At 65.6% G+C, this 14,768-nt stretch carries 12 protein-coding genes; 9 read left to right on the forward strand and 3 right to left on the reverse strand.

The features are described 5' to 3' along the window. Positions 1 to 13: 13 nt before the first annotated feature. Positions 14 to 1,291 carry a diaminopimelate decarboxylase gene (gene lysA, locus ACFSQR_RS02880; protein ID WP_377727911.1) on the reverse strand — a complete coding sequence of 426 codons (1,278 nt, stop codon included), beginning with the start codon at positions 1,289 to 1,291 and terminating at the stop codon, positions 14 to 16. 5 nt (positions 1,292 to 1,296) lie between these two features. Next, positions 1,297 to 1,473, reverse strand: a complete 177-nt coding sequence (locus ACFSQR_RS02885) for a lipoprotein (RefSeq protein ID WP_377727913.1) — start codon at positions 1,471 to 1,473, stop codon at positions 1,297 to 1,299. Positions 1,474 to 1,514: 41 nt separating this feature from the next. Between ACFSQR_RS02885 and cyaY the strand changes: the two genes are divergently transcribed. Further along, positions 1,515 to 1,841: an iron donor protein CyaY gene (gene cyaY / locus ACFSQR_RS02890; protein WP_377727916.1), complete on the forward strand. Its 327-nt coding sequence runs from the start codon at positions 1,515 to 1,517 to the stop codon at positions 1,839 to 1,841. An 84-nt stretch (positions 1,842 to 1,925) separates the two neighbouring features. On the opposite strand, the gene ACFSQR_RS02895 is transcribed toward cyaY, so the two are convergent. After that, entirely contained in the window at positions 1,926 to 4,274 is a 2,349-nt protein-coding gene (locus tag ACFSQR_RS02895; RefSeq protein ID WP_377727918.1) for a penicillin-binding protein 1A, read from the reverse strand. 400 nt (positions 4,275 to 4,674) lie between these two features. Here ACFSQR_RS02895 and ACFSQR_RS02900 point away from each other — a divergent pair, with 400 nt between their 5' ends. The 8 genes from ACFSQR_RS02900 (at position 4,675) to ACFSQR_RS02935 (ending at position 14,749) form a co-directional block, all read left to right on the forward strand. Further along, the gene (locus tag ACFSQR_RS02900; protein WP_377727920.1) at positions 4,675 to 5,697 is read left to right on the forward strand and encodes a pilus assembly protein PilM; all 1,023 of its coding nucleotides are present in this window, start codon (positions 4,675 to 4,677) and stop codon (positions 5,695 to 5,697) included. Next, positions 5,697 to 6,353 carry a PilN domain-containing protein gene (locus ACFSQR_RS02905; RefSeq protein ID WP_377727922.1) on the forward strand — a complete coding sequence of 219 codons (657 nt, stop codon included), beginning with the start codon at positions 5,697 to 5,699 and terminating at the stop codon, positions 6,351 to 6,353. The genes ACFSQR_RS02900 and ACFSQR_RS02905 overlap by 1 nt, the downstream gene beginning before the upstream one ends. Positions 6,354 to 6,359: 6 nt before the next feature. Then, entirely contained in the window at positions 6,360 to 7,061 is a 702-nt protein-coding gene (locus tag ACFSQR_RS02910) for a type 4a pilus biogenesis protein PilO (RefSeq protein ID WP_377727924.1), read from the forward strand. After that, positions 7,058 to 7,591 (forward strand): pilus assembly protein PilP, encoded by a 534-nt coding sequence (locus tag ACFSQR_RS02915; RefSeq protein WP_377727927.1) that lies wholly within the window; start codon positions 7,058 to 7,060, stop codon positions 7,589 to 7,591. The genes ACFSQR_RS02910 and ACFSQR_RS02915 overlap by 4 nt, the downstream gene beginning before the upstream one ends. A gap of 68 nt (positions 7,592 to 7,659) precedes the next feature. Then, a complete protein-coding gene (gene pilQ / locus ACFSQR_RS02920) occupies positions 7,660 to 9,771 on the forward strand; it encodes a type IV pilus secretin PilQ (RefSeq protein ID WP_377728298.1) in 2,112 nt (703 codons plus the stop codon). 96 nt (positions 9,772 to 9,867) lie between these two features. Further along, positions 9,868 to 11,988: a hypothetical protein gene (locus ACFSQR_RS02925; protein WP_377727930.1), complete on the forward strand. Its 2,121-nt coding sequence runs from the start codon at positions 9,868 to 9,870 to the stop codon at positions 11,986 to 11,988. 26 nt (positions 11,989 to 12,014) lie between these two features. Further along, on the forward strand, positions 12,015 to 13,616 hold the full coding sequence (aroKB, locus tag ACFSQR_RS02930) for a bifunctional shikimate kinase/3-dehydroquinate synthase AroKB (RefSeq protein ID WP_377728299.1): 1,602 nt from the start codon (positions 12,015 to 12,017) through the stop codon (positions 13,614 to 13,616). After that, on the forward strand, positions 13,616 to 14,749 hold the full coding sequence (locus ACFSQR_RS02935) for a deoxyguanosinetriphosphate triphosphohydrolase (RefSeq protein ID WP_377728300.1): 1,134 nt from the start codon (positions 13,616 to 13,618) through the stop codon (positions 14,747 to 14,749). Before aroKB ends, ACFSQR_RS02935 begins: the two co-directional genes overlap by 1 nt. Positions 14,750 to 14,768 lie beyond the last annotated feature (19 nt).

Genomic DNA, 14,768 nt, shown 5'->3' on the forward strand with positions numbered 1-14,768 from the left:
GGATGACGTATTTTTAGCGAATGGTGGATTCGAGGGCGAACAGGTCGGCCGGATTCTCGCGCCTGCGCACGAGGTGCACCTGGTCGCCATCCACGATGACTTCCGCCGCACGGCCGCGCGTGTTGTAGTTGGAGGACATGGTGAAGCCATAGGCACCGGCCTGCATCACCGCCAGCAGGTCGCCGGGTTCCACAGCCAGTGCGCGATCGCGCGCCAGCCAGTCGCCCGACTCGCACACCGGACCTACCACGTCGTAGCTGTGCGCCTCGCCGCTGCGCGGGCGCACCGGCTTGACGTCCATCCAGGCCTGGTACAGGGCAGGGCGCATCAGGTCGTTCATCGCGGCGTCGACCACGCAGAAGTTCTTCTCCTGTCCAGGCTTGAGGAATTCGATGGTGGTCAGCAGCACGCCGGTATCGCCCACGATCGAGCGGCCCGGTTCGAAGATCAGCTTGATCGGCTTGCCGCCATGGCGTTCCGTGCGCCACGCGTCGATGCGCTCGTACAGGCGCGCCACGTAGTCGCCCACCGGCACCGGCTGCGCTTCACCGGCTTCGCCGTAGGAGATGCCGATGCCGCCGCCGATGTCGAGGTGGTGCAGCACGATGCCCTCGCCGTGCAGCGTGTCGATCAGCTCGATCAACTTGTCCAGCGCTTCCAGCAGCGGCGCGTCGTCCAGCAGCTGCGAGCCGATATGGCAGTCGATGCCGACAACGTCCAGGTGAGGCAGCGAGGCCGCGGTGCGGTAGGTGTCGAGCGCGTCGTCGAACGCCACGCCGAACTTGTTCGCCTTCAGGCCCGTTGCGATGTACGGGTGCGTCTTCGCATCCACGTTCGGGTTCACGCGCAGCGATACCGGCGCCTTCTTGCCCATCTGGCCCGCCACTTCGTTCAGGCGGTGCAGCTCGGGGATCGACTCGACGTTAAAGCACAGGATGCCCTTGTCCAGCGCCAGGCGCATCTCGTCGACGGTCTTGCCGACGCCCGAGAAGATCACCTTGGACGGATCGCCGCCGGCGGCGATCACGCGCAGCAGTTCGCCGCCTGAGACGATGTCGAAGCCCGCGCCTTCGCGCGCCAGCAGGTCGAGGATCGCCAGGTTCGAGTTCGCCTTCATCGCGTAGCAGACCAGCGCGTCGCGGCCCTTGCAGGCGCCGGCATATGAGTTGAAGTTCTCGAGCAGCGCCGATTTGGAATACACATAGGTGGGCGTGCCGAATTGTTCTGCGATGCGGTCGAGCGCGACCTGGTCGGCGTGCAGGACGCCGTCTTGGTAGGAGAAGTGCGACATAAAGCTTAGTTCGAAGGAGGAGGGGTGACCGTGGTGGTCGGCGCAATCGCGGTCGCGCCGCTGGGCTGCACGGGCTTGGCGGGCTTCTGCGGCAGGTACAGGGCGCCGGTCTGGCCGCATGCGGCGAGCACCCCGGCCGCCACGAACGCTACGGCAGATTTAAGCGCGTTGGAGGGCTTCACGTTTAGAATCATGTATTAATAAATGACATCCGGAGTGTAGCATGACCGAATCAGAATTTTTGGTGCAGGCAGAAACCGTTCTCGACGCCATCGAGGCCAAGATGGACAAGCTGTGCGACGACGACATCGTCGACTGCGAGTGCAAGCGCAGCGGCAATGTGCTGGAGATCGAATTCATCCGCAACGGCTCGAAAATCATCGTCAACAGCCAGGCGCCGATGCAGGAGATGTGGGTAGCGGCGCGCTCCGGCGGCTTCCACTACCGGATGGAAGGCGGCAAGTGGACCGACACGCGCAGCGGCGACGAACTGTTTGCCGCGTTGTCGCACCTGGTCGAGGACCAGTCCGGCACCCCGGTCAGCCTCTAACAAAAATGGGGACAGACCCCATTTTCGAAATGGGGTCTGTCCCCATTTCGGGGGCCGGAAATGGGGTCTGTCCCCATTTTCGGGTTAGAACAGCTCGTTCTTGACCGCTTCGGGCGGCTTGGGCGCCGGCGCCGCGGGCGTGGTGCCGCCATTGATCAGGGCCGTTACGCCGGTTCCCGGCGGATTCTCCTGGTAATACCATTCACCATCCACATTCAGCATTCCGGCCGGCGCCTGGCGCTCCGCTACCGGCTCGCCCTTGAGAGCCTGCTGCATGTAGCCGATCCAGATCGGCAGCGCCAGGCCGCCACCGGTTTCGCGGCTGCCCAGCGGCTTGGGCTGGTCGTAGCCGATCCACGCGATCGCCGCCACGCGCGGATGGTAGCCCGCGAACCATGCGTCCATCGAGTCGTTGGTGGTGCCGGTCTTGCCGGCCAGGTCCGGCCGCTTGAGCTGCAGCGCGCGCGTCGCGGTGCCGTAGCGGACCACGTCGCGCAGCATGCTGTCGACCAGGAAGGCATTGCGCTCGTCGATCACGCGGTTGCCCGGCACGCCCGCTTTCTCCGGCACGGCCTGCGACAGCACCTTGCCGTTCGCGTCCGTCACTTTGGAGATCAGGTAGGGGTTGACGCGGTAGCCGCCGTTCGCGAACACCGCGTAGGCGCCCGCCATCTGCAGCGGGGTGGTCGCGCCCGCGCCCAGCGCCAGGGTCAGGTACGGCGGGTTCTTGTCGGCGTCGAAGCCGAAGCGGGTCGCGTATTCCTGGCCGTAGTTGGCGCCGATCTTGTGCAGGATGCGGATCGAGACCATGTTCTTCGAGCGCGCCAGCGCGCGGCGCATGGTGATCGGGCCCTCGTACTCGTTATCGTAGTTTTTCGGCGCCCAGGCCTGGCCGCCCGTCTGGCCGGCGTCGAACGAGATCGGGGAGTCGTCCACGATGGTCGCGGGCGACAGGCCGCGCTCCAGCGAAGCCGAGTAGATGAAGGGCTTGAACGCGGAACCCGGCTGGCGCCACGCCTGCGTGACGTGGTTGAACTTGTTGCGGTTGTAATCGAAGCCGCCCACCAGCGCGCGGATCGCGCCGTCGTGCGTATCGATCGCAATAAACGCGGATTCGATCTGCGGCAGCTGGGTGATCGCCCAATCCGCTTTGGCATCCTGCATCACGCGGATCACCGCGCCGCGCGTAATGCGGCGGTTCGCCGCCGCCTTGGCCGACAGCCAGTTCTTGGCGAAGTCCAGGCCCTTGCCCGTGATCTTGATTTCTTCGCCGGACGCGGTCACCGCCGTCACCGAGGTCGGCGAGGCCTTCAGCACCATCGCCGCGGCGATGTTGTCGCTGTCCGGATGGTCGGCCAGCTCGGTCTCGATCGCCTCGTCGGCTTCTTCCTTGTTCTCGGGGATTTCGATGTAGCCTTCCGGGCCGCGGTAAGGCTGGCGGCGCTCGTAGTCCATCACGCCCTTGCGCAGCGCGAGGTAGGCCGCGTCCTGGTCGGCCTTGGTGATCGTGGTAAACACGTTCAGGCCGCGCGTGTAGGTGTCTTCCTTGAACTGCTCGTACACCAGCTGGCGCGCCATCTCCGCCACGTACTCGGCGTGCACGCCGAATTCGCTGGAGTCGGTCTTGATCTTGATTTCCTCGTTCCTGGCCTGCTCGTACTGGGCCGGGGTGATGTAGCCCAGTTCGTGCATGCGCTGCAGGATGTATTGCTGGCGGATGCGCGCGCGCTTCGGGTTCACCACCGGGTTGTACGCGGATGGCGCCTTCGGCAGGCCGGCCAGCATCGCCGCTTCCGCGATCGAGATGTCCTTGAGCTCCTTGCCAAAGTAGATCTGCGCGGCCGACGAGAAGCCGAATGCGCGCTGGCCCAGGTAGATCTGGTTCATGTAGACCTCGAGGATCTGGTCCTTGGTCATGTTCTTTTCGATCTTCCAGGCCAGCAGCACCTCGTAGGCCTTGCGCTTGTAGGTCTGCTCGGACGACAGGAAGAAGTTGCGCGCGACCTGCTGCGTGATGGTGGAGGCGCCCTGGCGCGCGCCGCCGGTCAGGTTGCGCGCGGCCGCGCGCATGATGCCGAGGTAGTCGACGCCGCCATGCTCGTAGAAGCTGGCGTCCTCGATCGCCAGCACCGCCTTCTTCATCAGCGGCGGGATGTCCTGGATGCGCACCAGGGTGCGGCGCTCTTCGCCGAATTCGCCAATCAGGACGTTATCGGCCGAGAACACGCGCAGCGGCATCTTGGGCCGGTAGTCGGTCAGCGTGTCGAGCGAGGGCAGGTTGGGGTAGGCCATCGCCAGCGCGAATACGATCACGAGCACGATCACCATCAGGGTGCCGGTAATGGCGCCCAGGATAAGGAGGGCGATGCGCTTGGGCGAGCGCCGGCTTGCGGGCTGCTGGGGCGTTGCGGTGTCCTGCGGGCTGGAAGTCATGTGAAGCTTTGCGAAACAAATTGAAGAAATTCATTATAAGGCAGTGCCGCGCGCACAGCTTGCCTGCTATCCACCCGGTTTTCCACTTGCATGAATTTACCGACAACTTACATGTCGATAGGCAAATATAGTGTGGTGAATGCGGCACCACGGTGAATATTCCCTCAGCGAAATACCTTTACATTGCCGCACGCTTATTGCTACGATTTAACGTAGTGTCTTACGTATGCTGTCTAAATGGCGGTTTTATAAACGAATTCCCCCATTTCGGCTTTTATTTAATAGTTCTGCATGGCAATACTTGCAGGATTCAAGCTGTTGGAACGGGTAGCGAGGGAGTGCGCGCGTGAATGTCGATCTGGGAACATTATTCGGCCAAAAGAGTCCGCCCCTGGTAGGGGTGGATATCAGCACGTCCAGCGTCCGCCTGGTCGAGCTGTCCATGGAAGGCCGCGACGTGCGGCTGGAGCGCTATGCCAGCGAGCCGCTGCCGCGCGGAGCCGTGGTTGACGGCAATATCGAAAGCATCGAGCAGGTTTCCGAGGCGGTGCGCCGCGTCTGGAAGAAGAGCGGCACGCGCATCAAGAACGTGGCGATGGGCATGCCGCCCGCGTCCGTGATCACCAAGAAAATCATCCTCCCGGCCGGCATGTCGGAAGACCAGCTCGAAGTGCAGGTCGAATCCGAAGCCAGCCAGTACATTCCGTTCGCGCTGGACGAGGTGAGCCTGGACTTCGACGTGATCGGCCCGGCCGCCAGTTCGCCGGACGATGTGGAAGTGATGCTGGCCGCGTCGCGCCGCGAAAAGGTCGAGGACCGCGTGGCGATTGCCGAAGCGGCCGGCCTCAAGCCGGTCGTGATGGATATCGAATCCTACGCCGCCCGCGCCGCGCTGGACCGCGTGACCGCGCAGCTGCCGCAGTCCGGCGCCGGCCAGATCGTGGCGCTGTTCCAGATCGGCGCCCAAGTGACCCACATCTCGGTAATGCTGGACGGCGAGACCATCTACGAGCGCGAGCAGCCGTTCGGCGGCAACCAGCTGACTCAGGACATCGTGCGCGCCTACGGCCTGACCTTCGAGGAAGCGGAAGCCAGGAAGCGCTCCGGCGACCTGCCCGAAAACTACCGCGCCGACCTGCTCCAGCCCTTCCTTGAGAATGCGGCGCTGGAAGTGACGCGCGCGATCCAGTTCTTCTACACCTCGACCCCGTACACCCGCGTCGACCAGCTGTACCTGGCCGGCGGCTGCGCCATGCTGCCAGGCCTGCTGGACATCGTGGCCGGGCGCACCAAGATTTCTAGCGCGGTCGTTTCACCATTCAAAGGCATGCAGCTGGCGCCGACCGTGCGTGAATCGCAGCTGCGCGCCGAAGCCAGCGCCTACCTGGTCGCATGCGGCCTGGCGCTCAGGAGGTTTGACTGATGATCCGTATTAACCTCCTGCCGCACCGCGAGGCGCGGCGCAAGCAGAAGCAGGCGGCCTTCGTCGCGCTGCTGGCCGCCGGCGGCGTGCTTGGCCTGGCCATCGTGCTGCTGGTGGGCGCCTACAACGCCAGCCGCGTCTCGATCCAGGAAGAGCGCAACCGCGTGCTGGTCGAAGCGAACGCTGAACTGGACAAGAAGATCGCCGAAATCGAGACCCTGATGCAGGAGATCGAAGGCCTGAAGGCACGCCAGCAGGCCGTGGAAGACCTGCAGGGCGACCGCAACCAGCCGGTCTACCTGCTCGACGAGCTGGTGCGCCAGACCCCGGACGGCGTCTACCTCAAGAACTTCCGCCAGGACGGCCAGCGCGTCGTCATGACGGGCGTGGCCCAGTCTCAGGAGCGCGTGGCGGAACTGCTGCGCAACCTGTCCTCGGGCTCGCCGTGGCTGGAGCGCCCGGACCTGTCCGAAGTGAAGGCGATCGACCTGCCCGGCGGCGCCAAGGCCGGCCGCAAGGTGGTCGAATTCACGCTCGCCGTCGCGGTCAAGCGCCCGCGCGACAAGGACGCCGCAGGCGCGCCCGGCACCGCGACCGGTGCGGCCGCCGTCTCGACCGCCGCTACCGCTGCGACCACCACTGCGGCGGGGAGGTAAGGACAAATGAATATCGATTTCAAGAACCTCGGCGAATCGCTCGCGTCCCAGTTCCGGGACCTGGGCGGCCGCCATCCCGGCCAGTGGCCGCTGGCCCCGCGCCTGCTGATCGCCGCCGGCATCGTCGCCGCGGTCACCGTGGCCGGCTATTTCCTGTACTGGAATTCGCAGTTCGAAGAGCTGGAGGCGCTGGTGCGCAAGGAAACCAAGCTGCGCCAGGAATACCAGCTGAAGATCGGCCAGGCCATCAACCTGGAAGAACTGAAGAAGCAGCGCATCCAGGTCGACCGCTACGTCGAGCGCCTCGAGAAGCAGTTGCCGAGCAAGGCCGAGATGGCCGCGCTGCTGTCGGACATCAACCAGGCCGGCATCGGCCGCGGCCTGCAGTTCCAGCTGTTCAAGCCGGGCGCGGTCGTGCTGCGCGACTACTACGCCGAGCTGCCGATCGAGATCCGCGTCACCGGCAGCTACCACGCCCTGGGCTCGTTCGCGAGCGACATGGCCAACCTGCCGCGCATCGTCACGCTCAACAACCTGGCGCTGGTGAGCCGCGACGGCGTGCTGACGCTGGACGCCACCGCCAAGACCTTCCGCTACCTCGATCCTGAAGAAGCTGCCGCGCAGCAGAAGGTGGCCGAGGAGAAGAGCGGCAAGGGCAAGAAGGGCAAGAAGGGCAAGAAGAGCACCAAGAAGGGAGCGGCCAAATGACCAGGACCGCACGATTATTCGCAGCCCCGCTGATGGCGTGCGCGCTGCTGGCCGGTTGCAGCGACAGCGACGTCGCCGAAGTGCGCCAGTGGATGGCCAAGACCGAGAAGCAGACCAAGCTCTCGGTGGAGCCGCTGTCGGAACCGAAGACGTTCATCCCGTTCGCCTACATGCACACCGACGTGGTCGATCCGTTCAGCCAGGAGAAGCTGCTGGTCGAACTGGCCCGTTCCGGCGGCGCCAACCGCCCCGACCAGGACCGGCCGAAAGAGCCGCTCGAATACTTCCCGCTCGATACCGTGCGCATGGTCGGCGCGATCCGCAAGAGCGGCGTGAACTACGCGCTGCTGCAGATCGACCGCCAGGTGTTCCAGGTGCGGGTGGGCCAGCGCATCGGACAAAACTACGGCGTCGTGACGTCCGTGTCGGAAACTGCGGTCGATATCCGCGAAACCGTGCAGGACGCCACAGGCGACTGGGTCGAACGCATGACGAAGCTTGAGCTGTTAGAAGGCAAGGAGAAGAACTGATGATCGCAACAACTCTCAACGCAGGGCATGGCCTGGTACAGCGCGCGCTCCGCTACGGCGCGCTGGTGATGCTGGCCGTCGCAAGCGGCGCCGTCGCGGCGCAGGACAACGCGATCGAATCGATCACCGCGAACCAGCAGGGTTCCAACGTGATCCTCAAGGTGCAGATGAAGAACCCGCCGGCCAAGCTGCCGATCGGCTTCTCGATCACCAACCCGGCCCGCATCGCGCTTGACTTCGGCAAGACCGTCAACGCGACCGGCAGCACCACCCGCGAGCTCAACCTCGGCGACCTGCGCAGCATCAACGTGGTCGAAGCGGGCGAGCGCTCGCGCCTGGTGCTGAACCTGAAGCGTCCGCTCAATTTCGCCACCGCGATCGACGGCAACGCCGTGATCGTGACCGTGGACGGATCTGGCGGCGTGGCCCAGGCGGTCGATTCGCGCGGCATGCCGATCGCCCAGGCGGCGCCGGTGCCGTCGCGCCAGGCGCTCAAGAACCTCGACTTCCGCCGCGGCGCCAACGGCGAGGGCCGTATCGTGGTCGACCTGCCGAACAGCCAGGTGGCCGTGGACGTGCGCCAGCAGGGCGACAAGGTGCTGGTGGACTTCCTCAAGACCTCGCTGCCGGAGACGTTGCGCCGCCGCCTGGACGTGACCGACTTCGGCACCCCGGTAGCATCGATCACCACCGTCCCGCAAGGCGATAACGTGCGCATGACGATCGACGCGCAGGGCCTGTGGGAACAGACCGTGTACCAGAGCGACACCCAGCTGGTCATCGACGTCAAGCCGATCAAGGAAGACCCGAACCGCCTGACCCAGGGCACCCAGGGCTACCGCGGCGAGAAGCTCTCGTTCAACTTCCAGAACGTGGAAGTGCGCGCCGCGCTGCAGGCGATCGCCGACATCTCGGGCCTGAACATCATCACCAGCGACAGCGTCAGCGGCAACCTGACCCTGCGCCTGAAGGACGTGCCGTGGGACCAGGCGCTGGACGTGGTCCTGCAGGCCAAGGGCCTGGACATGCGCAAGAACGGCAACGTGCTGTGGATCGCGCCGAAGGAAGAACTGCTGACCAAGGAAAAGCTGGAGCTGGAGCAGCGCGCCCAGATCGCCGACCTGGAGCCGCTGCGCTCCGAGATCTTCCAGCTGAACTACCAGAAAGTGGAAGCGTTCCGCTCCGTGTTCGGCCTGGATGCGAGCGGCGCCACCACACCGGGCACTGGCGGCAGCAACGGCAGCGTGCTGTCCAAGCGCGGCAGCGCCGTGGTCGATCCGCGCACCAACCAGCTGTTCGTGACCGACATCGCCTCCAAGCTGGAAGACATCCGCAAGCTGATCCTCAAGACCGACATCCCGTCGCGCCAGGTGCTGATCGAAGCGCGCCTGGTGGAAGCATCGGACACCTTCTCGCGTAACCTCGGCGCCAAGCTGGGCTTCGCCGACATGCGCGCCATCCGTGGCGGCGATGCGGGCTACAGCGTCAGCGACAGCAACCGCCTGGCCCTCGGCGGCAACATGAACGGCGTCGGGCAGACCACCAACCAGCTGGCGCTCGACACCAACTCGTTCAACAACACCCAGCTGGTGAACTTGCCGGCCGCGTCGATCGGCACCATCCCGCCGGCCACCGTCGCGTTCTCGCTGTTCTCGGCCGCGTCCAACCGCTTCCTGAACCTGGAACTGTCGGCGCTGGAAGCGGACGGCAAGGGCAAGATCATCTCCAGCCCGCGCGTGGTCACCGAAGACAAGGCCGTGGCCGTGATCGAGCAGGGTATCGAACTGCCGTACCAGGTCGCCACCTCGAGCGGCGCCACCTCGATCACCTTCAAGAAGGCCAACCTGCGCATGGAAGTGACGCCGCAGATTACGCCGGACGGCAACGTGGTGCTGGAAGTGGACGTGAACAAGGACTCGCGCGGCGAAGACACCCGGGCCGGCTTCGCGATCAACACGCAGCACGTGAAGACCAAAGTGATGGTCGAAAACGGCGGCACCGTGGTCCTGGGCGGCATCTACCAGCAGTCCGAGCGCAACACCGAAACCAAGGTGCCGTTCCTTGGCGACGTGCCTGTGCTGGGCCGCCTGTTCAAGACCGAAGGCCGCCTGAACGACAAGACCGAACTGCTGATCTTCATCACGCCGAAGATCGTCACCGACAGCATCTCCAACCGGTAAAGTGGAGGGGGACTGTCCCCGGCGGGGACCGTCCCCAGCTTGTTAGCTGGATCAAGAAGAACAAGTCACCGCAGCCGAAAAACCAGGGATAAGAAAATGCAGTCCAAGAAAAAACCGATGTTCGCCCGTCCAGCCTTCTACTCCTGCCTCGCGCTGGCCGCGCTGCTGACCGCCTGCGGCGGTGGCGGCGGCAATCCCGGCTCCACCGGCGTCGTCCCCAATCCGGGCGGCGGCGGCAGCAACCCTGGCGGCGGCACCACCAACCCGACGCCGGCCAACCCGGTCGTCACGCTGGCGCTGGTCGACGGCACCGGCGCCGCGATCAACAGCCTGTCCGGCGCACAGACCGGCACGCTGCGCGCGACCGTCAAGACCGGCACCGGCGCACTGGTGCCGAACGCAGTCGTCACCTTCGCCCCGTCCACCTCCGGCCTGGTCTCCATCACTCCGCCGTCCGCGCTGACCGATGCGAACGGCGTGGCGGTCACCTCGGTGACGCCGGCCTCCGTCCAGGCGGCAGGCGCGCTGTCGATCAGTGCCACTTCCGTCATCGATGGCCTGACCGGCTCCGCGTCGGTCAACATGGCCGTTGGCGCCGCTCCGCTCACGCTGGGCGCGCTGTCGCTGTCGCCGGTGCCGACCGGCCCGCTGCCTGCCTTTAGCACCGTGCAGCTGAACGTGCCCGTGACCAGCGGCGGCCAGCCTGCCAACAGCGTCTCCGGCCTGAACCTGTCCTCGCTGTGCGCGGGCGACGGTACCGCGACCCTGGTCCAGGGCTCGCTCGCCAACGGCGTGCAGACCGCGACCTATACGAACAAGGGTTGCCTGCGCGGCCGCGACACCATCACCGCCTCGATCGGCAACTCGGTCCAGACCATCCAGCTCGACGTCAGCCCGGCCTCGATCGGCGCGATCAACTTCGTCGGCTCCAGCGTGTCCAATTCGTCGATCGTGCTGCGCGGTTCGGGCGGCCTCGGACGCTCCGAGTCGGCGCAAGTCACCTTCAAGGTCGTCGACCAGCATAACAACGGCCTGGCCGGCGTGGACGTCAACTTCAAGGCCACCACCAATACCGGCGGCCTGACCGTGTCGCCGCTCAAGGCGACTACCGACGCGCAGGGCAACGTGGCCACCGTGGTCTCGTCGGGCACCATTCCGACTCCGGTGCGCGTGGTCGCGGAAGCGACGCGCGGCGGCTCGACCATCAGCGGCCTGTCCGATACCCTGACCATCTCTACCGGCCTGCCGATCCAGAAGTCGATGTCGATGAGCACCAACGCACTCAACATCGAAGGCGCGAACTACGACGGCACGACCGCCACTGTCACCGTCATGATGGCGGACCAGTACGGCAACCCGATTTCGGACGGCACCGCGATCAACTTCGTCACCGAAGGCGGCTCGATCGGCTCGTCGGCGCAGGGCGCTTGCACCACGCTGGACGGCGGCTGCTCGGTCACCCTGCGCAGCCAGGAATTCCGTCCGCTCAACGGCCGCGTGACCGTGCTGGCTTATGCACAAGGCATCGAGAACTTCACCGACATGAACGGCGACGGCATGTACTCGTGCGCCAATCCGGTCATCGGCAGCGGCACCGTGTACCGCCCACTGGTCGATTCCTGCGCGTCCGGCGGCGAGCCGTTCGCCGACCAGGCCGATGCCTTCCTCGACACGGGCGACCACGCGATCACCAGCGGCGTGCGCTCCGGCGGCACCCTGGATGGCGTGCTCGATCCGGTCAAGCACGACCTGCCGTTCCCGTATAATCGCCAGACTTACAGCAACGCGGGCGACGGCAAGTGGGGCATCAACTACATCCGCCAGTCTATGGAAATGGTCTTCAGCGGCTCGGACGCGCATCTCGTGCGCCAGGTCTGCAGCAACGGCGTGTGCCGTGACTGGACTGGTGGCGACGGCGATCCGTCCCTGATCCTCGGCGTGGCTGGCACCTCATGCAAGGAGCAAACGATCGTGTTCCGCCTGTTCGACGACAGAAACAATCCAATGCCCGCCGATAGCGTGGTCGGCATTGCCGGCGCGTCCAAGCTGCAGCCGAAGTCGCCTGCGCCGAGCCGTATTCCATCGACGTCGGCCATCGGCGGCACCTTCCATTCGGTCGTCGTGACCCCGGACGACACCTGCGAATCCGGCTCGTTCGCGGTGACCCTGGAGACGCCACGCAAGGTCGTGACCTCGTTTAACTTCCGCTCCGAGTGACCGGGAACATCTTCCTGGTAGGCCTCATGGGGGCGGGCAAGACGACCATCGGTCGCCTGCTCGCCCGCAAACTGAACAAGCGCTTCGTCGATTCCGACCACGAGATCGAGGCCCGCACCGGCGCCTCGATCCCCTGGATCTTCGAAATAGAAGGCGAGGCGAGCTTCCGGCGCCGCGAAGCCGATGTGATCCGTTCGCTCACCGAGCAGGACGGCATCGTGCTGGCGACCGGCGGCGGCGCCATCCTCGATCCGGGCACGCGCGCCCTGCTGCGCGAGCGCGGCACCGTGGTGTACCTGCGCTCCTCCATCAATTCCATTCTCACCCGCACCGCGCACGACAAGAACCGTCCGCTGCTGCAGACGGCCGACCCGCGCCGCCGGCTGGAAGAGCTGTCCTCGCAGCGCGAGCCGCTCTACCGCGAGGTTGCGCACGTCGTGGTCGATACCGGCCGCCCTAACGTACAATCGATGGTCCAGACCATACTCACGCAGCTGGCCGCGCACGAGAAAGCCCGCGCGGCCCGGCCTGCGGCGAAGCAGATGACCGAAGAACCGAGCAAGACCATCACCGTCGAACTGGGCGAACGCAGCTATCCGATCCTGATCGGGGAGGGCGTCGCCGGCCTGGCCGCGCGCTACGTCAAGGGCCGCAGCGCCGCCATCGTCACCAACGACAAGGTCGCGCCGCTGTACCTCGATGCCGTCGCCGGCGCGCTGCGCGCTGCCGGCAAGCAGGTGATTCAGGTGGTGCTGCCGGACGGCGAGCAACACAAGAACTGGCAGTCCCTGATGCAGGTGTACGACGCGCTGCTTGCCAACAAATGCGACCGCAAGACCACCGTGGTGGCGCTGGGCGGTGGGGTGATCGGCGACCTGGCCGGATTCGCCGCGTCGAGCTACATGCGCGGCGTGCCCTTCGTGCAGGTGCCGACCACGCTGCTGTCGCAGGTCGATTCCTCGGTGGGCGGCAAGACCGGCATCAACCACCCGCTCGGCAAGAACATGATCGGCGCGTTCTACCAGCCGCAGGCGGTGCTGGCCGATACCGCGTCGCTGGCCACGCTGCCTGCGCGCGAGCTGTCCGCCGGGCTGGCCGAGATCATCAAGCACGGCGCCATCGCCGACCCTGAACTGTTCGCCTGGCTTGAGGCCAACGTTGCCGCCATCCGCGCGCACGACCATGCGGCGCTGACCCACGCGATTGCGCGCTCCTGCGAGATCAAGGCCGACATCGTGCGCCAGGACGAGCGCGAAGGCGGCCTGCGCGCCATCCTCAATTTCGGCCATACCTTCGGCCACGCGATCGAAGCGGGCATGGGCTACGGCGCCTGGCTGCATGGCGAAGCGGTGGGCTGCGGCATGGTGATGGCGGCCGACCTGTCGCGCCGGCTCGGCTACATCGACGAGCAGCAGGCCGGACGCATCAAGGCTCTGGTCGCCGCCAGCGGGCTGCCGGTCGCAGCCCCGGCGATGCCGCTGGCGCGCTGGATCGAACTGATGGAAGTGGACAAGAAAAACGAAGGCGGTGCGATCCGCTTCATCCTGCTCAAGCCGCTCGGCAAGGCAGTGATCGAGCCGGTGCCGCAGGAACTGCTCACCGCCACGATCGAGGCATGTACAGCATGATGGGACCCGAACAGCATCTCGCACCTTACGCCGCGCATTCGGAAACGAGCCGCGGCCGCAGCTTCAACGAACCGTCGCACGCATCGCGCAGCGAATTCCAGCGCGACCGCGACCGCATCATCCACAGTTCCGCCTTCCGCCGGCTCGAGTACAAGACCCAGGTCTTCCTCAACCACGAAGGCGACATGTTCCGCACGCGCCTGACGCACAGCCTGGAAGTCGCGCAGATCGGCCGTTCGCTGGCGCGCAACCTGCGCCTGAACGAGGACCTGGTCGAAGCGATCGCGCTGGCGCACGACCTCGGGCATACGCCGTTCGGCCATGTGGGCCAGGACGTGCTGAACGAATGCATGAAGGACCACGGCGGCTTCGAGCATAACCTGCAAAGCCTGCGCGTGGTCGACACGCTGGAAGAGCACTACGGCGCGTTCGACGGCCTGAACCTGCTGTTCGAGACGCGCGAGGGCATCCTCAAGCACTGTTCGCTGACCAACGCGCAGCAACTGGGGCCGGTGGCGCAGCGCTTCATCGACCGCACCCAGCCGACGCTGGAAGCGCAGCTGACCAACCTGGCCGACGAAATCGCGTACAACAGCCACGACATCGACGACGGCCTGCGCTCGGGGCTGATCACGATCGCGCAGCTGGAGGAAGTGGATTTCTTCGCGCGGCACTGGCTGGACACGCAGCGCACGTATCCCGGGCTGTCCGGACGGCGCGCCATCTACGAGACCCTGCGCCGCATCATTACGGCGCTGGCCGACGACCTGATTCACACCTCGGCGGGCCTGCTGGCCGACGCCGCGCCGAAGGACGTGGACGCCGTGCGCGCGGCGCCGCCGCTGATCCGCTTTTCCGACCCGATGCGCAAGGACGCGACGGAGCTCAAGCGCTTCCTGCGCAAGAACCTGTACCGGCACTACATGGTGAACCGGATGCGCGTGAAGGCGAGCCGCATCGTGCGCGAGCTGTACGACGCCTTCATGGAAGACCACGACCTGCTGCCGCCGGACTACGTGGTGGGCGGCGACGAAACGAAGCAGGCGCGCAAGATCGCCGACTACATCGCCGGCATGACCGACCGTTTTGCGATCCGCGAGCACCGCCGCATCTATTCCCTCGACGATCTTTGAGCAGCGAAGGGGGCTATCC

This window comes from Pseudoduganella sp. GCM10020061 (assembly GCF_042683405.1).
In the GTDB taxonomy this organism is placed as follows: domain Bacteria; phylum Pseudomonadota; class Gammaproteobacteria; order Burkholderiales; family Burkholderiaceae_D; genus Telluria.